Source organism: Stenotrophomonas sp. CFBP 13725, from assembly GCF_014841935.1.
GTDB lineage: Bacteria > Pseudomonadota > Gammaproteobacteria > Xanthomonadales > Xanthomonadaceae > Stenotrophomonas.
Genome location: NZ_JACYUV010000001.1, coordinates 491,576 through 512,095, shown reverse-complemented (window position 1 = coordinate 512,095; position 20,520 = coordinate 491,576). Strand labels below are relative to the sequence as shown.

The window sequence follows — 20,520 nt, the reverse complement described above, 5'->3', positions numbered from 1 at the left end:
CGGTAAATGGCAGTGAGGGGCGATCAGGCATGCATCTGCCGCGTTGCATTCTGCTGCTGGGCCAGCTGAAGGTCCTGTTCCTGGCCCATGCGCTGTATGGCAGCCTGCTGCACGCGCTCGCTGCTCTGTTCCAGGGGAACCTGCATCGCCTCGGTGGTCGCTACGGAAACGCGCAGGTGCGCCGGGTCGTTGGCTTGGCCCTGCACGCCGAAGGTGCGCGAGGCATCGCTGCTCATCAGCACGTTGTCGATGCGGGTGCCGCCGTTGGCGTGCATTTCCGCCGCCAGGCTGCCGGCCAGCTGGCCGCTGTGCTGGTCCGGCGTACGGCCGGCGCGCAGGTCCTGTGCTTCCACGCCGCGCAGCGCGTCCTGGAACAGCAGGTTGCCGGGGTGGCCGGGGCTGTCCATGCGCATGGCGCCATCGCGCTTGTGCGCATCTTCTGCTGCCTTGCGGGCCGGTTCACCCGTATCCAGCGAGCCGCGGATGCGGTCGTAGAGGTCCACGGCGTTGCCGATACCGCCGCGGGTGACGCTTGTCAGGCCGCCACGCAGCGACTCGAGTTTCTCGCGGTAGCCGCCGATGAGGCTTTCGTTCTGCTTGGCCAATGCCTGCGAGGCGGGGTTGTCCAGCACCGAGCCTTCGTTCAGGAAGTTGCCCATCTTGTGCGAATCCAGCGAGCGCCCGGCCGCCAGCAACGCCGAATCGGGAATCAGGAAACTGGCGATCGCGCCATTGCGGAAGCCGGATGCCCGCAGCGTATTCATCTCTCCTTCGGTTGCGTAAGTACGCACCTGGCCATAGTGGCCCGACGCCGCGCTGACCGGATCAGCTGCCATCACATGATTGACCATGGCGTTGCCGCCTTCCGGGATGCGCAGGCCGAGGCTGGCCGCGCCATACGCATTGAAGGTCTCGCCCTTGAGGTCGAAATGGTGTGCGGTGACCTGGGCCAGCGCGCCGCCCAGCGAATGCCCGGTGACGCTGACCTCGGCGGCCCGTCCGTTCAAGGAGGCATTGACCTCCGCCTGGGCTACCGCTCGCTGGGTCAGGGCAATGGCGTCCGGCGCCTGTTGGTTGGTTCGCGAGAGCACCATGCCGGCGTCGGTCACCACGGCATCCAGCAGGATCTGCTCGGTGCCACGGTGCGCTACGACAACTTCGCCGGTGTCGGCGCGCTCGTAGACGGTGCCTTGGTAACCCGTGTTCCTGTTGTTTACATGCTCGATGATCTTGTAGGCATGGCCATTGAGCGTGACCAGCTCGTCCTTTGCCGTGTCTCGGCGGCCAACGGCGTAATCCTTGTACGCATCATCGGACAGCGCAGCATAGTCCTGGCTGGTCAAGCTCATAGCGTGACCTGACGCGCGGAAAGCTGGACAGAGAACAGTGCCTGTCGCAGCTCGGGTTTGTAATCGCCAGGAGCGGCCTCACCGCCTGCGCGGTAGTCGGGCAATGAAGCAGCGCGTGGGTACACGGCATTGGCGTAATAGCGCGTCAGTGGCTCTCCCTTGGTGAAAGCCGGGGATTCGAGGAACGCAGTAAAACGGGTTTCGCCCTCCGCACCGGTGGCCTTCAGCACCGCGCTGGCGCCGCTGAATTCCCAGTGGCAGACACCGCGGCCGTAATAGTCTTCGTCCTGCATGCGGTCCAGGTAGACTGTGCCTCGGTACTCGCCCTCGGAAATCCTGCGGAGCTCCACGGGCTCCTGGCTGGTGATGCGTCCGGCGGTTTCGGTCTCGGGTTGTATACGCCCACACTGCGCTTCGTTGGTTACATCGTATTGCGCGACCGCTTCGACAAGGTTGATGGGCCCCGGCGCGTCCTGGATCTTCAGTACGAGCTCATACGCCTGTCGCGGAGCGGGATTGAGCTTGGCCAGCCCGCGGCCGCCCTGTGCGACGTCCTGTTCTGCGGTGGCGATTTCCTGGTTCATGGCGGTCTCGGAGTGGCAGGCAGTAAGCAACAGCAAGGCGAAGCAGGACAGGATCCGCATGTGAATGGAAAACCTCTTCGCGGATCCGGTAAATAGCAGTGAGGGGCGATCAGGCATGCATCTGCCGCGTTGCATTCTNTGAAGGTCCTGTTCCTGGCCCATGCGCTGTATGGCAGCCTGCTGCACGCGCTCGCTGCTCTGTTCCAGGGGAACCTGCATCGCCTCGGTGGTCGCTACGGAAACGCGCAGGTGCGCCGGGTCGTTGGCCTGGCCCTGTACGCCGAAGGTGCGCGAGGCATCGCTGCTCATCAGCACGTTGTCGATGCGGGTGCCGCCGTTGGCGTGCATTTCCGCCGCCAGGCTGCCGGCCAGCTGGCCGCTGTGCTGGTCCGGCGTACGGCCGGCGCGCAGGTCCTGTGCTTCCACGCCGCGCAGCGCGTCCTGGAACAGCAGATTACCGGGGTGGCCGGGGCTGTCCATGCGCATGGCGCCATCGCGCTTGTGCGCGTCTTCTGCTGCCTTGCGTGCCGGTTCACCCGGATCCAGCGGGCCGCGGATGCGGTCGTAGACGTCCACGGCCACGCCCGGCACGCCGCGCGCGCCGGTGGTGACCGCACCGCGCAGCAGTTCCATCTTGTCGCGGTACTCATCGATCATCCGCGCGTTCTGCTTGGCCAGCGCCTGCGTGGCAGGGTCGTCCAGCACCGAGCCGCTGTCAGCGAAATTGCCGAGCTTGTGCGCGCCCAGCGAGCCACCGGCGGCGACCAGCGCCGAATCCGGAATCACGCCGTTGTACCACTTGTTGCTGAAACCGGCGTTGCCCAGCGTGCGGATCTCATCGGGCCTGGCGTACAGTCGCACCTCGCCGTAATGGCCGGACGCGGCGCTGACCGGATCCGATGCCATGGCATGGTTGAGCACGCTGCTGCCGCCTTCGGGGATGCGCAGGCCCAAACTGGCGGCGCCGTAGGCGTTGAAGGTTTCGCCCTTCAGGTCGAAGTGGTGGGCGGTGACCTGGGCCAGCGCTCCGCCCAGCGAGTGCCCGGTGACACTGACTTCCGGGGCCCGGCCTTCGTTCTCGCCGATGTGCTTGGACAGCGCGACCGCACGCTGGGTCAGCGCGATGGCATCGTTGGCCTGCAGGTTGTAGCGCGCCAGCACCATGCCGCCATCGGCAAGCACGGCGTCCTGCAGGATCTCCTCGGTGCCGCGATGGGAGACGATGATCTCCCCGGTGTCTTCGCGCTGGTAGATCGTGCCCTGGTAGCCGTTCTGCCGGTTGTTTACGTGCTCCAGCACCTTGTAGTTGTGCCCATTGAGCGGCACAACTTCTTCCTGGCCAGGCGCGCGGCGGCCGACCTTGTGGTCTTCATAGGCATCGGCGGAAAGCGCGGCGTAGTCGCGGTGGGTGAGCGGCATCAGCGCACCTCATGGGCGGTCAGGGTGGCGGTGAACAGCGCATCCTGCAGTTCCGGGCGGAACCGCGACGGGTCTTCGTGGCCGGCTTGGCCGAAGTCCGGCACCGACTCCACGCGCGGGTAATCGCGGTCCGGGTAATGGCGGGTCAGTGCCTTGCCGGCGATGAACGTGTCCGCTTCGATGAACGAGGTAAAGCGGGTTTCGCCCTCGGCGCCGGTGGCCTTCAACATCGCGCCGGCACCACTGAACGTCCATTTGCAGACACCGCGGCCGTAGTAATCCTCATCCAGCATGCGGTCCAGGTACACCGTGCCGCGGTACTCGGTATCGGACACCTTCTTCAGCTGCACCGGTTCCTGGCTGGTGATGCGCGCGGGCATGCCGGTGGCCGGGACGATGCGGCCGCATTCCTGCTCGTTGGTGACGTCGTACTGGGCCACGCCTTCCACTACGGCGAACGTACCGGGGGCATCGGCGAGGCTCAGCACCAGCTCGAACGCCTGGCGTGGGCTGGGATTGAGCTTGGCCAGGCCACGGCCGCCGTTTTCGACGTCCTGTTCGGCGGTGGTGATTTCCTGGTTCATGGCGTTCTCCGGGTGGCAGGCGGTGAGGAGGAGCAGGGCAGCGCACGGCAGAAACGTTCGGCGCACTTGGGGCCTCCTGGCTGCGGATGGGAAGGGGGAAGTCGATGCGGTCATGCTGTGGCCACGGAAGCCATCGAGCGCGCCGGTGGCAGGCGCAGAGCAGGGCGCATGCACGGGAACCCGGGGTTCGAACCGGCGTGCGGGGCTGCGATGTTGTCTCCATTCCTTGGCGACATGTGCTCGATTCGTGACGGTGAGACGTACGTTTTACCAAATTGGCGTTCCGATTGCGTCAAAGTGTTGGCGCGTGGGTAGCGGGATTGCATCGGCAGCGCCGGGCCACGCTCGGCGGAATGCCCAATCCCAGGCCGGATCAGCCGCACTGCAGACCCCCGCCGAGCGTGGCTCGGCGCTACCATGGCCTGGAGTTTCGAAGGCAATCACGTGATCAGGGGCACCGTTTGAATCCGCAGGAAGATGCCATTGACCGCGTGCCTGTCGAGCACGAGGCGTTCCTGCGTAGCCAGCTGATCACCTACATCGGCAACAAGCGGGCGCTGCTGCCCTTCGTAGAAGCTGGCATCGTGCATGCGATGGCGTGTCTGCAGAAGCCGACCATCCATTTCCTGGATATGTTTTCCGGTTCCGGCGTAGTGGCCCGGCTGGCCCGGCGCTATGCCGCGACCCTGCACTGCAACGATCTGGAGCGGTACAGCGAGGTAGGCAACCGCTGTTATCAAGCCAATGCGCAGGAGGTGGACACTGGCGCGTTGGCGGACGAACTTGACCGAGTGGCCCGCCGCGTTGCGCAGGATAGCGCCCCGGGTTTTCTCTGCGAGCTGTACGCTCCGCGCGACGATGACAACATCGAGCCCGGTGAGCGGGTGTTCTATACGCGGCGCAACGCGATGTTCCTGGATACCTTCTGCCAGGTTGTAGCCGATACGCCGGAAGAGTTGAAGCCGTTCCTGCTGGGGCCGGTGCTCGCCCAGGCGTCGATGTACACCAATACGTCCGGCGTGTTCAAAGGCTTCCACAAAAACCGCGAGGGCATTGGACAGTTTGGCGGCAGTGCGCGCAATGCGTTGTCGCGGATCCTGCGGCCGATCGAGGTGCAGCCGCCGGTGTTCAGTCGCTTTGCGTGCGAGGTGCAGTTGCATCGCCGCGATGCCAATGCGCTGGTGCGCGAGCTGGGCATGGTGGACGTGGCCTACTTCGATCCGCCCTACAATGAGCATCCGTATGGTTCGAACTACTTCATGTTGAACCTGCTGTGTGACTACCAGCGGCCGTCGCAGGTGAGTCGGGTGTCGGGCATTCCCACCGACTGGAATCGGTCAGACTACAACAAGGCCCGTCTGGCCGAGTCCGCGCTGTTCGACGCGGTGGCGCAGGTGCGGGCGCATTTCGTGTTGATCTCGTACAACTCCGAAGGGTTCATCAGTCACGAGCGGTTTGTGGCGGGGCTGGAGGGCATGGGGGCGTTGAGCGTGATGGATACGCGCTACAACGCGTTCCGCGGAAGCCGGAACCTGGCAGCGCGGGATACGCATGTGACGGAGTTTCTGTATCTGTTGGACAAACGGTGAGTCACATCCGGTAGTGATGGCCGCTGGCGGTCATGGGTGTGCCTTCCGCTGCGCTCGCCGAGCGTGGCTCGGCGCTACCGGAGGGTTGTGGGGCTGCGGTGCGCGGCTTTCGGCCCGCGTACAATGGCTGCCATGCCTGATACTGCCCGCCCCAAATCCGTCCTGCCCGCTTCCCAGGTCCATATGGAGGGCTTCGCGCAGGTGCGCGAGGCGCGGCGGTCCGAGCTGGTGGAAGATTATGTGGAACTGATCGCCGACCTGATTGCCGATGGCCGCGAGGCCCGCCAGGTGGATATTGCCAGCCGCCTGGGTGTGGCCCAGCCGACGGTGGCCAAGGCGCTGAAGCGGCTGGTCAAGGAGGGCTGGGCGATCCAGCGGCCGTATCGCGGGGTGTTCCTGACGCCGGCCGGCGAGCAGCTGGCACGCGATGTCCGCACCCGTCACCAGACCGTGGAGCGCTTTCTGCTGGCACTCGGCGTGGATGCCGATTCGGCGCGGCGCGACGCCGAGGGGATCGAGCACCACGTGAGCGAAGCGACGCTGGCTGCGTTCGAGGCGTTCCTGCAGAAGGCGGGCCGCCCATGAGCGACGCCTTGCCGGTGCACGACGCCGACGAGCACTGGATGCGCCATGCGCTGGCCCTGGCCGAGCGCGCGGAGCGCGAGTTCAACGAGATCCCGGTTGGGGCGGTGCTGGTGAGTGCACAGGGTGAGGTGCTGGGCGAGGGTTGGAATCTCAACATTGCCGAGCACGATCCCAGTGCGCATGCAGAGATCGTGGCGATGCGGCGGGCGGGGAGGGCGCTGCAGAACCATCGGCTGATGGGCAGCACGCTGTACGTCACCCTGGAGCCGTGCGCCATGTGTGCCATGGCGATCGTGCATGCGCGCGTGGGGCGCCTGGTCTACGCGGCCACCGATCCGAAGACCGGCGCCTGCGGCAGTGTGTTCAACCTGCTCGGCGATGCGCGGCACAATCACCGCGTGGAGATCCACGGCGGCGTGCTGGCGCGCGAGGCCGGCAACCGGCTGACCAATTATTTTCGTGCCAAGCGCGGGCGCCCGCTGCTTGCGTTGGACGCGCCGCCTGCCGACGCAGACTGAAGGGCGCGGTATCATGGCCGCATCCATTCATGGCGCGGTCGTCCGGCCCGCCCTCAGCGAGGAAGCACGATGGCCGACACCGGCGCAGGCAATGACCGATTGATCTGGATCGACCTGGAAATGACCGGGTTGGATACGGACAACGATTCGATCATCGAGATTGCCACGGTGGTCACCGATGCCCAGCTCAACGTGCTTGCCGAAGGCCCGGAGTTCGCGATCCACCATCCGGTGGAGCGGCTGGAGGCGATGGACGAGTGGAACCGCAACCAGCATCGCCGTTCGGGCCTGTGGCAGCGCGTGGTCGACAGCCAGGTCACTTTGGGCCAGGCCGAAGCGGCGACGGTGAACTTTCTCAGCGAGTGGATCAGTGCCGGCGCATCGCCGATGTGCGGGAACTCGATCTGCCAGGACCGCCGCTTCCTGCACCGTGAGATGCCGCGGCTGGAAAAGTACTTCCATTACCGCAACCTGGATGTGTCCACCATCAAGGAGCTGGCCAAGCGCTGGGCCCCGATGGTGGCTGCGGGCGTCGGCAAGAACAGCAACCACACAGCGCTGAGCGATGTGCAGGATTCGATCAATGAGCTGAAGCATTACCGACAGTTCATGGGTGCGTTGGCGGGGCTGCCCGACTGAAGGGCAGTGACGGCCGCTGGACGTCAAGGGGCTGCGGACGATGACAGATCTGACGGCCAGCGGCCGTCACTATCAGATCGTCGTCACCCGGCCGTTCAACCCCGCAGCGCTACCATCGGCAGCATGAACGAACCGATCCTGCTCCCCCGCGATATTGCCCAGCAGCCTGACGATTGGGCTGCCCTGCAGCGTGCTGTTTCCCTGTTGGAGGCACCGACCATCACCGCGCGCATGGCCAATCTGGTCGGCACGCCGCTGGAGTTCGCCGTCAGCCGCCTGCCCAATGCGGTGTCCAGTCGCATCCACGGCGCAGTGCAGGCGGCGTTGTACAAGGCGGTGCAGGGTGCGTTGATGAGCATGGACAATACGCCGGGCAAGGCGGCATCCACGCGCTGGCACAAGTTCGCGGCGGCGACCTCCGGCGCGGTGGGCGGCGCGTTTGGCTTCACCGCGCTGCTGATCGAGCTGCCGCTGTCCACGACCATCATGATGCGCGCCGTGGCTGACGTGGCCCGCAGTGAGGGGTTTGACCTGGCTGATCTGTCCACGCGCCAGGCCTGTCTGGAAGTGTTTGCGCTGGGCGGCAACGCGAAGAGCGATGACGCCAGTGAGACTGGCTATTACCTGGCTCGGGGTTTCACGGCGGACGTCGTGCGGCACCTGTCGGCCGAACTGGTCGGGCGGGTGGCGACGGGGCGCAACCTGACCTTGGGCGTTGCGCCGAAGGATGCCGGTAAGTTGCTGGCCAAGCTGGCGGAGAAGGTGGCGGCGCGCTTTGGCGTCGTCATCACCGAAAAGTTCGCCGCGCAGGCTGTACCGATCGTGGGTGCAGCGACGGGTGCGGCGTTGAACACGATGTTCACCGATTACTACCAGGACGTCGCGCGCGGGCATTTCATCGTGCGCCGGCTGGAGCGAAAGTACGGCGAAGACGTGGTGCAGGCGTGTTACCAGCGGATCGCCAACGGCTGAACAGCGCGGCGTGGCGTTGGACGCGGTTTTGGACGCGGCTTTGGGCGCGGCTTTGGACACGGCTTTGGACGTGGCTTTGGTAGAGCCGACTTCAGTCGGCTGGTTCATGAGCGCCGCCACAGCAGCCGACTGAAGTCGGCTCTACCGATCGGCTCTACCCGATAATAGCGCGCGCGGCAGCGTTGGTAGCGCCGAGCCATGCTCGGCGAGCGCAGCGGCAAAGCGTGGACGGCCAGCGGGCGTGGGTGCTAGGTGCGTCATGCGAAAGGCAGCCGACTGAAGTCGGCTCTACCGGGTAATCGCGGCAAAGCGTGGACGGCCAGCGGGCGTGAGAACCGGGTACGGCACGCTAAAGGCAGCCGACTGAAGTCGGCTCTACCGGTCGGCTCTACCGGTCATCGTGCGGTGAAAGCGTGACGGCCAGGGGCCGTCACGCTGCTTCGTCAGCTGGCCGACTTCAGCTTGGCCAGGCGCAGCCAGGTGTCGACTACGGTATCCGGGTTCAGCGATACCGATTCGATGCCTTCCTGCATCAGCCATTCCGCCAGGTCCGGGTGATCCGACGGGCCCTGGCCGCAGATGCCAACATACTTGCCCTTGGCGCGGGCCGACTTGATCGCCATCGACAGCAGCTTCTTCACCGCCGGGTTCCGTTCGTCGAACAGGTGCGCGACGATCGACGAATCGCGGTCCAGGCCCAGGGTGAGCTGGGTCAGGTCGTTGGAGCCGATGGAGAAGCCGTCGAAGATCTCAAGGAACTCATCGGCGAGCAGTGCGTTGGACGGCACCTCGCACATCATGATGATCTTGAGGTCGTTCTCGCCCTGCTTCAGGCCATTCTGTTCCAGCACCTCGATGACCTTGCGGCCTTCTTCCAGCGTGCGCACGAACGGAATCATGACCCACAGGTTGTCCAGGCCCATCTCGTTGCGGACGCGCAGTACGGCCTTGCATTCCAACGCGAAGGCTGCGGAGAAGCTCGGGTCGACGTAACGGCTGGCGCCGCGGAAGCCGATCATCGGGTTCTCTTCGTGCGGCTCGTAGTTGGTGCCGCCGATCAGGTTGGCGTACTCGTTGGACTTGAAGTCCGACAGGCGCACGATCACCGGGTTCGGGGCCACCGACGCGGTCAGCGTGGCGATGCCTTCGGCCAAGCGATCCACGTAGAAGCTCACCGGATCCTTGTAACCGGCGATCTTCTCGTCGATCTTCTTCTTCGTCTGCGCGTCCTGGCGGTCGTACTCCAGCAGCGCGTTCGGATGGATGCCGATGTGGCTGGCGATGATCATTTCCAGGCGCGCCAGGCCGATGCCTGCGTTCGGCAGCTGGCCGAAGTCGAAGGCACGTTCCGGGTTGGCCACGTTCATCATGATCTTCAGCGGTGCCGGCGGCATGTTGCCCAGATCGGTGGTGGTGCGCTCGAACGCGAGGATGCCTTCGTAGATCATGCCGGTATCACCTTCGGCACAGCTGACGGTGACTTCCTGGCCATCCTGGATGAGCTGGGTGGCATTGCCCGAACCGACCACGGCCGGCACGCCGAGCTCGCGCGCGATGATCGCGGCGTGGCAGGTGCGTCCACCGCGATTGGTCACGATGGCCGATGCACGCTTCATCACCGGCTCCCAATCGGGATCGGTCATGTCGGCGATCAGCACGTCGCCGGGCTGCACGCGCGCCATGTCGTCGAGGGTTTTCACCACGCGGGCGACACCGGCGCCGATCTTGGCACCCACGGCGCGGCCTTCGGCCAACACCTTGCCGTCTTTCTCGGTCAGCGCGAAGCGCTCGATCTGCGTGGCGTGGCTGCGCGACTTCACCGTCTCCGGACGCGCCTGCACGATGAACAGCTTGCCGCTGACGCCGTCCTTGGCCCACTCGATATCCATCGGGCGGCCGTAATGCTGCTCGATGACCAGCGCCTGCTTGGACAGTTCCTGCACGTCTTCGTCGCTGATGGAGAAGGTGCTGCGCAGTTCGGCCGGGGTGTCTTCGATGCGCACGCGCTCACCGGGCACATCCGAATACACCATGCGGATCGCCTTGCTGCCCAGCGAACGACGCAGGATCGCCGGCTTGCCCGCGGTCAGGGTGGGCTTGTAGACGTAGAACTCATCGGGGTTCACCGCACCCTGCACGACCATCTCGCCCAGACCGAACGACGAGGTCACGAAGACCACATCGCGGAAGCCGGATTCGGTGTCGAGGGTGAACAGCACGCCGGACGAGCCGACGCCCGAACGCACCATCAGCTGCACGCCTGCGGACAGGAACACGTCTTCGTGCTTGAAGCCGTGGTGCACGCGGTAGGCGATGGCGCGATCGTTGTACAGCGACGCAAACACTTCCTTGACCTTGACCACGACATCGTCGGCACCGGTCACGTTGAGGAAGGTTTCCTGCTGGCCGGCGAACGAGGCGTCGGGCAGGTCTTCGGCGGTGGCCGACGAACGCACGGCCACGGCGATGTCGCCGCCGCCGTTTTCAGCGCTCAGCTGCGCGTAGGCGGCGCGGATGTCCTGGTCCAGCTGCGGCTGCAGCGGTGCATCGATGACCCAGCCGCGGATTTCCTTGCCGGCCACCGTCAGCGCGGCAACGTCTTCGACATCCAGCGTGGCCAGCTTGTCGAAGATGCGCGTGGAGAGGTCGTTGTGGGCAATGAAGTCCTTGAAAGCTTCAGAGGTCGTGGCATAGCCTCCGGGCACGGACACCCCGAGACCGGCGAGGTTGCCGATCATTTCGCCAAGCGACGAATTTTTTCCGCCGACGCGGGCCAGGTCGGCCAAGCGCAGTTCGTGCAACCACAGGATATTGTCGTTCAAGCGCGATGCTCCGTTAGGCCATCGCCCGAGGCGGGCTGGGATGGCCGCGTCCGTAGGAAGAAGCCGCTATGATGCCGGTCGGACCGCCGTCGGCACAAGCGTGTCACGGCAGGCGTTTTAAGCTTCGGACTGGGAAAACACGCCTATGACGACCATCAGACCGGTGTTCTACGTTTCCGATGGAACCGGTATCACCGCTGAAACCATTGGGCATAGCCTGCTCACCCAGTTCTCCGGATTCAGTTTCATCACGGACCGGATGTCGTTCATAGATGACCCCGAAAAAGCCGCCGAAGCCTGCGCTCGGATCCGCGCAGCGGGCGAGCGCTACCAGGTAAGGCCGATCGTGGTGAACTCCTGCGTGGATCAGGGGCTCAGCGTCATCCTCGCCGGCAGCGGGGCGCTGATGCTGGATGTGTTCGCCCCGTTCATCGAAACGCTGGAGGCCGAACTGTCCTCGCCGCGGCTGTCGCGGGTGGGCCAGGCGCACGGGATGGTCGACTTCGAGACCTATCACCGGCGGATCAACGCGATGAACTTCGCGCTGAGCCACGACGACGGCATCGCGGTCAATTACGACGCTGCCGACGTGATCCTGGTGGCGGTGTCGCGTGCGGGCAAGACGCCGACGTGCATCTACCTGGCCCTGCATTACGGCGTGAGTGCGGCCAATTACCCGCTGACCGACGAAGACCTGGAAAGCGATCGCCTGCCGCCGCGCCTGCGCAATTACCGCCGCAAGCTGTTCGGCCTGACCATCGACCCGGAACGGCTGCAGCAGATCCGCCAGGAACGTCGGCCGAATTCGCGCTACGCCGCGGCGGACACCTGCAAGAAGGAAGTCATCGCGGCCGAGCGGATGTTCCAGATGGAGCGCGTGCCCACCCTGAGCACCACGCACACCTCGATCGAGGAGATCTCGAGCAAGGTGCTGGCCACTCTGGGGCTGCGCCGGGAGCTGTACTGACGGAGCGGGGTGCGTGGGTGGTGCGTTATTGACGGGGCGGGATGCCCGGGTGGTGTGTTATTGGCAGGGCGGGATGCCCGGGTGGCACGTTATTGACGGGGCGCGTTGCCCGGGTGGCGCGTTATTGACGGGGCGCGTTGCCCGGGTGGCGCGTTCCCCGGGCGGCACGTTGCTTGGTAGAGCCGGCTTCAGCCGGCTTTCGTTGACGGCTGAAGCCGTCACTACCAAGGCGTTCGTTGACGGCTGAAGCCGTCATTACCAGGGCGTTCGTCGACGGCTGAAGCCGTCACTACCGGGCGCGCCTGAATCGCGGTGCTGACCGGCGCTATCGGGCGCGGGCCGGCTGCGTGTAGGATCAAGCCATGGCCCAAGCACGTCCTCTTACCGAACGCATCCCGCGCCTCAGCCGCCTGAGCTGGCTGATGGGCCTGTACGCGGAAAACCACCGCCACCTCGTGCGCCTGTTCGCCCCCGGTGATCTGGCGGTCGGCAGTTACGTATCGTCCGTCGGCGATGGGCTCGATGTCCGTGTGGATATCATTGCCTGCCACGCCTACACGGTGGAAATGCGGCTGACCTACGACCTGTGTGATCCGGTCACTGGACAGCCCGACCCCTCGGCGTATGTGCGTCTGTACCGTGACGCCCGCCAGGCCGAAACCACTCACTGCTACGTCGGCCGCCGCTGGCAGGACGTGATGGGGCTGTACCCGCCACCGGCGGAGTTGATCAACCACCGCATGCGCATGAACACGTTCCTCGGCAAGTGGCTGGAGTATCTGGCCGAGCGCGGGCATGGCGTGGCCACGCTGGCGCGCGACCCCGATGCGCCTGCCGCGGTGACGGCCGAGCGCCGCCTGACAGTCGTGCCCTGATCCGGCCATAATCGGCGGCTTCGCCTCTGCCGGAACCTCGCATGCCGTATACCCCCATCATCGCCACGCTCGGCTACGTGCTTTCGCCGGACCGCCGCCAGGTGCTGATGATCCATCGCAACACCCGGCCCGGCGACCATCACCTGGGCAAGTACAACGGGTTGGGCGGCAAGGTCGAGCCGGACGAAGACGTGGCCGAAGGCATGCGCCGCGAGATCCAGGAAGAAGCCGGTATCGACTGCACGTCCATGCAACTGCGCGGCACGATCAGCTGGCCGGGGTTCGGCAAGCAGGGCGAGGACTGGTTCGGCTTCGTGTTCGTAGTGGATACCTATGAGGGTACGCCGCACGGCGGTAACCACGAAGGCACGCTGGAGTGGGTGGACGTGGACAAGCTGGACACGCTGCCGATGTGGGAAGGCGATCGCCATTTCCTGCCGCTGGTGTTCGATACGGACCCGCGCGCCTTCCACGGCGTGATGCCTTATCGCGACGGCCGCATGCAGTCCTGGAAGTACACCCGGGTCTGACGGGCGCGGGCAGCAAGGCCCTCACACCGCGGGCCGTGGGACAGAGAGCCCCCTTAAAAGGGGGCGCGCCGAAGGCGGGGGGATGTAGTGCATGCGCGGACAACCTGCGCCACATCAGTGGCGCCAGCCGTGGGACGGAGAGCCCCTTGAGTCATACCGCGGTCCGTCAGAGGGAAAGCCCCCTTCAAAGGGGGCGCGCCGAAGGCGGGGGGATGTAGGGCATGCGCGGACAACCTGCGCCACATCCGTGGCGCAGGTTGTCCACAGGGGGTGTGGATTGTTGGTGAGCAACTTTGTGGATAACCTCCTTCCGCCCCCGCCCTCCAACGCTGTCAAGATGGGTGGCCAAAAATTCACCGCATGTGATGAAGCGTGAGGCCCGGGTGAAGCGTGCCGGGAGGATCCGTCTGTCGTCCGCACGCGGCCTCGCGTACCCTGTAGACCACCGTAGTCCCGTGAGCCTTCATGAAACGACACTTCTCGATGCTGCGCGAGTTCCATCTGGCTGACTGGTTCACCTTGGCCAACGCGTTCTGCGGCACTGGTGCGGTGTTTGCCGCGATGCGCTTCCTGCAGGACGGAGCACAGGGCTATCTCCTGTTCGGCATGGCGTTGATCCCGCTGGCCTTCATCTTCGACGCGCTCGACGGGCGCATCGCCCGCTGGCGCAAATCCAGTTCCACGCTGGGTCGCGAGCTCGACTCGCTGTCCGATGTGATTTCCTTCGGTGTGGCGCCCGCGGCCCTGGCCTATGCCTGCGGCATGCAGGGGGGCTGGGATTGGCTGGTGCTGAGCTATTTCGTGTGCTGTGGCGTCAGCCGCCTGGCGCGCTACAACGTGACCGCCGAGGCGTTGTCCGATGGCGGCGACAAGGTGCCGTATTTCGAGGGCACGCCGATTCCGAGCAGCCTGCTGCTGGTGATCGTGCTGGCGGTCGCAGCGGGCACGGGCGCGATCGGTGCGGACCTGTGGCTGGGCCAGTGGCAGATCGGCCCGTGGCAGCTGCATCCGCTGGTGCTCCTGTTTGCACTGTCGGGGTCGCTGATGATCAGCAAGACCCTGCACATTCCCAAGCCATGACGCAGGCACCGGCATGAAGGGTTCCCCCAACGGCCCGGGCAGCCCGCCGTTCGACGACACCGCGCGGCAGTATTTCAGCGCCTGGGGCGATGCGTTGAAGCAGGGCGGCGTGGGTGCACCGGGCGCGGGCAGCGACCCGGCAGACTGGAAGCAGGTGCTGGACTGGTGGGCGCAACTGCTGCCCGAGCGCGGTCCGGGTCCGGCGGATGACGCCGTTAACCGGTTCCGGTCGCAGGCGGGCGGCTGGTACGGCACGATGCAGCAGGTCGCCTCGCAGTTCGCCGGTCGTGACGCGACCAGTGCCGAGGTCGCGAATGCGTGGCGCGAGGCCGTGATGGGCCAGGGCCAGGGCGCGGGCATGCTGCAGTGGATGCTGCAGGGAGCACGCGGCAGCACGGGCGTCGATGGCGGCATGGACGATGTGGTCGCGGTAATGCAGCAGTGGCAGGAGCGCTTGGCGCCGTGCTTGCAGGGGCCGGCGTTCGGCCCGGCCCGTGAACACCAGGCCCGCTGGCAGAAACTGGTGCTGGCCCAGCAGGAATTCCAGGATCAGTCCAAGGCGTATGTCGACCAGATCCAGCAGGCGCTGGATGCGGCATTCGCTCTGTTCGAACAGCGTCTGGGTGAGCATGAAACGCCGGGCAGCCAGCTGACCAGCGCCCGGGCGATGTTCGATCTGTGGATCGAAGTGGCCGAAGAAGCGTATTCCAAGGTGGCGTTGTCCGAACCGTTCCAGCAGGTCTATGCCGCGCTGGGTAATGCACAGATGCGCCTGCGCGCGGCGGTACAGCGCGAAGTGGAGCAGGTGAGTGAGCGGGTCGGGCTGCCCACGCGCAGCGAGATGGATGCCGCGCACAAGCGCATTGCCGAGCTGGAACGGCAGCTGCGCCGCTTGCAGGTGGCCGTGGAGCAACTGGGCCGCGCCGCGCCGGACGATGGCTGGGCGCAGGCGGTGCAGCCTGCCGTAGCCAAGGTCGCGCCCCGCGTCCGCAAGCGCGCCTCGGCGCCGACGGCGGACGCGCCAAAGAAAGCCGCCGCGAAGAAAGCCGCCGCGAAAAAAGTGACCGCGAAGAAGGCCGCACCCATCCCCCCACGGAAACCGCGCACATGAAAGGGCCCCTCGGGTTCAATGCCGATGACCTGATGCAGGAGACGTTGGCCATGCGGCGCAAGCTGATGGAAGGCCTGCAGCTGCTGCCGTCGGTGGACGACGTGGACTACGGGGTGACTGCGCGCGAAGCGGTGTGGTCCGACGGCAAGGTGGTGCTGTACCGCTTCGTCGGCGATACGCCGCCTGTGCACAAGCGCCCGTTGTTGATTGTCTACGCGCTGGTCAACCGCCCTTACATGGTCGACCTGCAGACCGATCGCTCGCTGGTGCAGAAGCTGCTGGCGCTGGGCCACGATGTCTATGTCCTGGACTGGGGCTATCCGGATCGGTCCGAGCGGTACCTGACGCTGGAAGACTACCTGCTGCGCTATATCGACGGCGCGGTGGACGCGTTGCTGGCACGCGCGGGCATGACCGTGGACATGCTCGGCATCTGCCAGGGCGGGGTGTTCGCCTTGTGCTACGCCGCCCTGCGCCAACGGAAGCTGGCCAATCTGGTGACCATGGTCACCCCGGTGGATTTCCATACGCCGGACAACATGCTGTCGCACTGGGCGCAGCAGGTGGATGTGGACCTGCTGGTGGATACGCTGGGCAACATCCCGGCCGACCTGATGAATACCAGTTACCTGATGCTGAAACCCTTCCGCCTGAACGTGCAGAAGTACGTCGGCCTGCTCGACATCCTGGATGACAAGGCGGCGCTGGAAGACTTCCTGCGGATGGAAAAATGGATCTTCGACTCGCCGGATCTGGCAGGCGAGGCGTTCCGTGACTTCATCAAGCAGTTCTACCAGGGCAACGGCCTGATGCACGATGGGGTGCGGATCGGAACCGAGCCCGTGGCGCTGTCGCAGGTCACGCTGCCGGTATTGAACATCTACGCCGAGCAGGACCATCTCGTGCCGCCGGATGCGTCACGCGCGATGCGCGGACGACTGGGCAGTACCGATTACACCGAATCCAGCTTCCGTGGTGGGCATATCGGCATTTATGTGTCCGGCCGCGCACAGCGCGAGGTACCGGCAACCATTCATGAGTGGCTGCAGGCCCGCAGCGGCTGATCGCGGCGGCGGACGGGCAGGGCGTGGCGATCGGGTGTCACCCCGGCTCCTCTGACTGCTGACCCGTCGTAGACGGCCTTGCCGCTAGGGTAGTAACCAGATCCTCGGAGCCCTGCCATGAATGCCACCACGCCCCGCACCCTCTCGCGCTCTCTGAACAACCGCATGATTGCCGGCGTCATCGGCGGCATCGCCCAGCGGTTTGGCTGGAGTGCAACGCTGCTGCGCATCCTGTTCGTGGTGGTCTCCATCGCCTCGGCTGCGTTCCCTGGCATCCTGGTGTACCTGATCCTGTGGCTGCTGATCCCGAACGAGGCCGATTGAACCGGTCGCCGGCACGACCTGCATGGCTGCGCCCGTTGCAGGTGCTCGGCGCGCTGTGGACCTCGCCCAACACCCTGATCGGCCTGGTCGGCGGTGGCGTGGGCATGCTGGGCGGATCGCGTCCTCACTGGAGCGCGCGGGACTGCGCGCTGGTGTTCCATCACTGGCCGTGGGGGCCGGGTGGGGCGATCACGTTGGGCAACGTCATCCTGCACACCGGCGGTGACCTGGGCATCAGCTGCCGCACGTATGCCCATCGGGCGGGCCATGCCGTGGAGCCGTGGATCCGCCTGGACGACCATGAGCGCGCACATGTGTATCAGTACTTCGTACTGGGTCCGCTGTACTTGCCCGTCTATCTGCTCTGTGGCGGTGTCAGCGCGCGCAATCCCTTTGAAATCGCCGCAGATCACTACGCCCACCACGGGCGCGGCTGGTGGCCCGGCTTTCGCTGAGCGCGGGATCGGCACGGCGCCGCGTCAGCGCGGTGTTAAATATTTGTAAGCATGTGGCGGCGAACGGGCGTCATGTCCGTGCAACCGGTCGACATTACCCTTCGTGACAAGCGAGTCAGCTTCGAGGCGTTAAGCTGTAGCGAGGCCATGGTGAAGGCAGTACTGCAACCATGGCCTGCGATACCGAGCAGTACGTAACCTGGAGGAACACATCACATGGCAATCGTTCTTTATGTCGGTGGTAGCAAGGATGGCGACAAGGGCGTGGTGCCCTATGGCTTCAGCAAATCCCGCGCCGATACGGCGCTGGGGCCGGAGATCTACACGGAGCGGTTCATGGAACTGCAGGGCGTGGGCAAGGTCCGGTTGATGGCGCTGGAAGGGCTGCGCGACGACATCGTCATGCAGCATGCGGCGCGCTACTACCGCTGATCCTTTGTTGAACAGGCCGGACACGCAGGGTCGCGTGTCCTGGCCGGTGCGATGGACCATCCCGCACTGTTATCCGATGCGCTGTCAACGCCTTCCGCTGCCTGCCCTCGCGGGCCAGAATGGGGTCTTTCCGCACTATGGCCCCGGCCGGACGCAATGTCAGACACCCCGCTTGCCCAGCAGATCGCCCAGACCATCGCCGATGAGATCGGTGCCCAGGCCGCCCAGGCGCGCGCCGCCATCGCCCTGCTCGACGAGGGTGCCAGCGTTCCCTTCATCGCGCGCTACCGCAAGGAAGTCACCGGCGGGCTGGATGACACCCAGCTGCGCAACCTGGAAAGCCGGCTGACCTACCTGCGCGAACTCGAAGATCGCCGCGCCTCGGTGCTGGCCAGCATCGACGAGCAGGGAAAGCTCACCGATGAACTGCGCAACGACATCCTGGCCGCCGACACCAAGAGCCGCCTGGAAGACCTGTACCTGCCGTACAAGACCAAGCGCCGCACGCGTGCGCAGATCGCCCGCGAAGCCGGCCTGCAACCGCTGGCCGATGGCCTGTTGGACGATCCGACGCAGGACCCCAAGGTGTTCGCCGAAACCTTCGTCGATGCCGAAAAGGGCGTGGCCGATGCAAAGGCGGCCCTTGAGGGCGCGCGCGCGATCCTGATGGAACGTTGGGGCGAAGACGCGGCACTGGTCGGCGAGCTGCGCAGCTGGTTGTCGGACACCGGGGTGATCCGCGCCCGCGTGGCCGAAGGCAAAGAGAACGAAGGCGCCAAGTACCGCGACTATTTCGAACACGCCGAAGCGCTGGCGAAGATTCCGTCGCATCGCCTGCTGGCGCTGTTCCGCGCGCGACGCGAGGAGATCCTGTTCCTGGAGCTGGATCCGGGCACCGATGCCGAGGCGGGCAATGCGTATGCCGAGGGCCGCGTGGCCTTCCGTGCCGGCATCAGTGACAAGGGGCGTGCGGCGGATCGTTGGCTGCTGGATGCCTGCCGCCTGACCTGGCGGGCCAAGCTGCACATGCACCTGCTGCTGGACCTGTTCAACCAGGCGCGCGAGAAGGCCGAAGCCGAGGCCATCACGGTATTCGGTGACAACCTGAAGGACCTGCTGCTGGCCGCGCCGGCCGGGCCGAAAACCGTGCTTGGACTCGATCCGGGCATCCGCACCGGCTGCAAGGTGGCGGTGGTGGATGCCACCGGCAAGCTGGTGGCGACCGATACGATCTATCCGCACGAACCGCGCCGGCAGTGGGAACAGTCACTGCAGACCCTCAAGCACCTTTGCATCAAGCACAACGTGGAGCTGATCGCGATCGGGAACGGCACCGCCAGTCGCGAAACGGACAAGCTGGCCGGTGAGGTGATCGCTGCGTGCGCGGATCCGAAACTGCAGAAGGTGGTGGTGAGCGAAGCGGGTGCGTCGGTGTATTCCGCATCGGAGTTCGCGGCCAAGGAATTCCCGGACCTGGATGTGTCCATCCGGGGCGCCGTCTCCATCGCCCGTCGCCTGCAGGATCCACTGGCCGAGCTGGTGAAGATCGAGCCGAAGGCGATCGGCGTAGGCCAGTACCAGCATGACGTGGATCAGTACCGGCTGGCGCGCGCACTGGAAGCGCGGGTGGAAGATTGTGTCAACGCGGTCGGGGTACACGTCAACACGGCATCGGCGGCGTTGCTGTCGCGGGTATCGGGGCTGTCGTCGACCGTCGCCGAGAACATCGTGCGCCATCGCGACGACAACGGGCCGTTCAAGCGCCGCAAGGATCTGCTGAAGGTGCCGCGGCTGGGCGACAAGACGTTCGAGCAGTGCGCCGGCTTCCTGCGCATCGCCGATGGCGACCAGCCGCTGGACGCGTCGTCGGTGCACCCGGAGGCCTATCCGGTCGTGGAGCGCATCGTGGCGGCGACGGCCCGCCCGATCCGCGCCCTGATCGGGGATGGCAGTTTCCTGCGCGGTTTGAAGGCGGAGCAGTTCACCGACGAAACCTTCGGCGTGCCGACCGTGCGCGACATCCTGAAGGAGCTGGAGAAGCCCGGCCGCGATCCGCGCCCGGAGTTCAAGGCCGCACGCTTTGCCGAGGGCGTGGAGGACATCAAGGACCTCCGCGAAGGGATGATCCTGGAGGGCGTGGTCAGCAACGTGGCGGCGTTTGGTGCCTTCGTCGATATCGGCGTGCACCAGGACGGTCTGGTGCATATCTCCGCGTTGTCCGACACGTTCGTGAAAGATCCGCGGGACGTGGTGAAGGCCGGCGATATCGTCAAGGTGAAGGTCCTGGAGGTCGATGTGGCGCGCAAGCGCATTGCGCTGACCCGACGGCTGGATGATGTGCCGGGGCAGTCCACCAGCCGGCCGGGTGCGCGTGACGAGCGCGGTGCCGGTGCCGCCGGTGCAGGCCGTCCGCCACGGCGCGAGGAAGGTAGCCGAGGTCCCGCGCGGGCGCGCACGGACGGTGGCGGCGGCCGGGGTGCGTCCGCTTCCAGTGCGCCGGCCAACAGTGCGCTGGCCGACGCTTTTGCCCGCGCCAAGCGCAGCTGACCGCCCGGCGCGCTGCCGGCCCTCGTGGTGCGGCAGCGGCCTTTCTGTCGAACCGTGACCGAGGGGCTTACGCA

General features: G+C 65.6%; 20 protein-coding genes. 15 read left to right on the top strand and 5 right to left on the bottom strand.

Translation table 11 applies throughout. From position 1 onward, the window contains the following. Positions 1–23: 23 nt before the first annotated feature. From IFT65_RS02225 to IFT65_RS02210, 4 genes are all read right to left on the bottom strand, one after another. On the bottom strand, positions 24–1,349 hold the full coding sequence (locus IFT65_RS02225; protein WP_192079808.1) for an XVIPCD domain-containing protein: 1,326 nt from the start codon (positions 1,347–1,349) through the stop codon (positions 24–26). Then, complete coding sequence (locus IFT65_RS18620) at positions 1,346–1,993, bottom strand: hypothetical protein (protein ID WP_197973976.1); 648 nt, start codon at positions 1,991–1,993, stop codon at positions 1,346–1,348. The genes IFT65_RS02225 and IFT65_RS18620 overlap by 4 nt, the downstream gene beginning before the upstream one ends. A gap of 79 nt (positions 1,994–2,072) precedes the next feature. Beyond that, positions 2,073–3,352: XVIPCD domain-containing protein (locus IFT65_RS02215; protein WP_192080121.1), on the bottom strand; the 1,280-nt coding region annotated here is incomplete at its 3' end. Continuing rightward, positions 3,352–4,002: a hypothetical protein gene (locus IFT65_RS02210; protein ID WP_188327031.1), complete on the bottom strand. Its 651-nt coding sequence runs from the start codon at positions 4,000–4,002 to the stop codon at positions 3,352–3,354. The genes IFT65_RS02210 and IFT65_RS02215, both read right to left, overlap by 1 nt. Positions 4,003–4,397: 395 nt before the next feature. Here IFT65_RS02210 and IFT65_RS02205 point away from each other — a divergent pair, with 395 nt between their 5' ends. The 5 genes from IFT65_RS02205 to IFT65_RS02185 all read left to right on the top strand — a co-directional run bounded on the left by IFT65_RS02205 (position 4,398) and on the right by IFT65_RS02185 (position 8,239). Beyond that, positions 4,398–5,525, top strand: coding sequence for a DNA adenine methylase (locus tag IFT65_RS02205; RefSeq protein WP_197973948.1), 1,128 nt, complete (start codon positions 4,398–4,400; stop codon positions 5,523–5,525). A 132-nt stretch (positions 5,526–5,657) separates the two neighbouring features. Then, the gene (gene mntR, locus IFT65_RS02200; RefSeq protein WP_223203019.1) at positions 5,658–6,110 is read left to right on the top strand and encodes a manganese-binding transcriptional regulator MntR; all 453 of its coding nucleotides are present in this window, start codon (positions 5,658–5,660) and stop codon (positions 6,108–6,110) included. Further along, a complete protein-coding gene (gene tadA / locus IFT65_RS02195) occupies positions 6,107–6,628 on the top strand; it encodes a tRNA adenosine(34) deaminase TadA (RefSeq protein WP_192079804.1) in 522 nt (173 codons plus the stop codon). The genes mntR and tadA overlap by 4 nt, the downstream gene beginning before the upstream one ends. 69 nt (positions 6,629–6,697) lie before the next feature. Next, positions 6,698–7,267 carry an oligoribonuclease gene (gene orn, locus IFT65_RS02190; RefSeq protein WP_192079802.1) on the top strand — a complete coding sequence of 190 codons (570 nt, stop codon included), beginning with the start codon at positions 6,698–6,700 and terminating at the stop codon, positions 7,265–7,267. Between the two features lie 123 nt (positions 7,268–7,390). Beyond that, a complete protein-coding gene (locus IFT65_RS02185) occupies positions 7,391–8,239 on the top strand; it encodes an EcsC family protein (RefSeq protein ID WP_192079800.1) in 849 nt (282 codons plus the stop codon). A gap of 443 nt (positions 8,240–8,682) precedes the next feature. On the opposite strand, the gene ppsA is transcribed toward IFT65_RS02185, so the two are convergent. Beyond that, positions 8,683–11,061 carry a phosphoenolpyruvate synthase gene (ppsA, locus tag IFT65_RS02180; RefSeq protein WP_192079798.1) on the bottom strand — a complete coding sequence of 793 codons (2,379 nt, stop codon included), beginning with the start codon at positions 11,059–11,061 and terminating at the stop codon, positions 8,683–8,685. A gap of 145 nt (positions 11,062–11,206) precedes the next feature. On the opposite strand from ppsA, the gene IFT65_RS02175 reads away from it, so the two are divergent. From IFT65_RS02175 to IFT65_RS02130, 10 genes are all read left to right on the top strand, one after another. Beyond that, a complete protein-coding gene (locus IFT65_RS02175) occupies positions 11,207–12,028 on the top strand; it encodes a pyruvate, water dikinase regulatory protein (protein ID WP_192079796.1) in 822 nt (273 codons plus the stop codon). A gap of 362 nt (positions 12,029–12,390) precedes the next feature. After that, the gene (locus IFT65_RS02170; protein ID WP_192079794.1) at positions 12,391–12,903 is read left to right on the top strand and encodes a DUF1249 domain-containing protein; all 513 of its coding nucleotides are present in this window, start codon (positions 12,391–12,393) and stop codon (positions 12,901–12,903) included. A 41-nt stretch (positions 12,904–12,944) separates the two neighbouring features. Continuing rightward, positions 12,945–13,433, top strand: a complete 489-nt coding sequence (locus tag IFT65_RS02165; protein ID WP_192079792.1) for an 8-oxo-dGTP diphosphatase — start codon at positions 12,945–12,947, stop codon at positions 13,431–13,433. 465 nt (positions 13,434–13,898) lie between these two features. Beyond that, positions 13,899–14,513 (top strand): CDP-alcohol phosphatidyltransferase family protein, encoded by a 615-nt coding sequence (locus IFT65_RS02160; protein WP_188327041.1) that lies wholly within the window; start codon positions 13,899–13,901, stop codon positions 14,511–14,513. Positions 14,514–14,526: 13 nt separating this feature from the next. After that, positions 14,527–15,624: a class III poly(R)-hydroxyalkanoic acid synthase subunit PhaE gene (gene phaE / locus IFT65_RS02155; RefSeq protein ID WP_192079790.1), complete on the top strand. Its 1,098-nt coding sequence runs from the start codon at positions 14,527–14,529 to the stop codon at positions 15,622–15,624. Beyond that, entirely contained in the window at positions 15,621–16,688 is a 1,068-nt protein-coding gene (gene phaC / locus IFT65_RS02150) for a class III poly(R)-hydroxyalkanoic acid synthase subunit PhaC (RefSeq protein WP_192079788.1), read from the top strand. The genes phaE and phaC overlap by 4 nt, the downstream gene beginning before the upstream one ends. Positions 16,689–16,805: 117 nt before the next feature. Continuing rightward, a complete protein-coding gene (locus tag IFT65_RS02145) occupies positions 16,806–17,012 on the top strand; it encodes a PspC domain-containing protein (protein ID WP_192079786.1) in 207 nt (68 codons plus the stop codon). Beyond that, a complete protein-coding gene (locus tag IFT65_RS02140; RefSeq protein WP_188327045.1) occupies positions 17,009–17,467 on the top strand; it encodes a hypothetical protein in 459 nt (152 codons plus the stop codon). The genes IFT65_RS02145 and IFT65_RS02140 overlap by 4 nt, the downstream gene beginning before the upstream one ends. Positions 17,468–17,683: 216 nt before the next feature. Beyond that, positions 17,684–17,899 (top strand): hypothetical protein, encoded by a 216-nt coding sequence (locus IFT65_RS02135; protein WP_188327046.1) that lies wholly within the window; start codon positions 17,684–17,686, stop codon positions 17,897–17,899. A gap of 156 nt (positions 17,900–18,055) precedes the next feature. Next, positions 18,056–20,446 carry a Tex family protein gene (locus IFT65_RS02130; RefSeq protein WP_192079784.1) on the top strand — a complete coding sequence of 797 codons (2,391 nt, stop codon included), beginning with the start codon at positions 18,056–18,058 and terminating at the stop codon, positions 20,444–20,446. Positions 20,447–20,520: the final 74 nt, after the last annotated feature.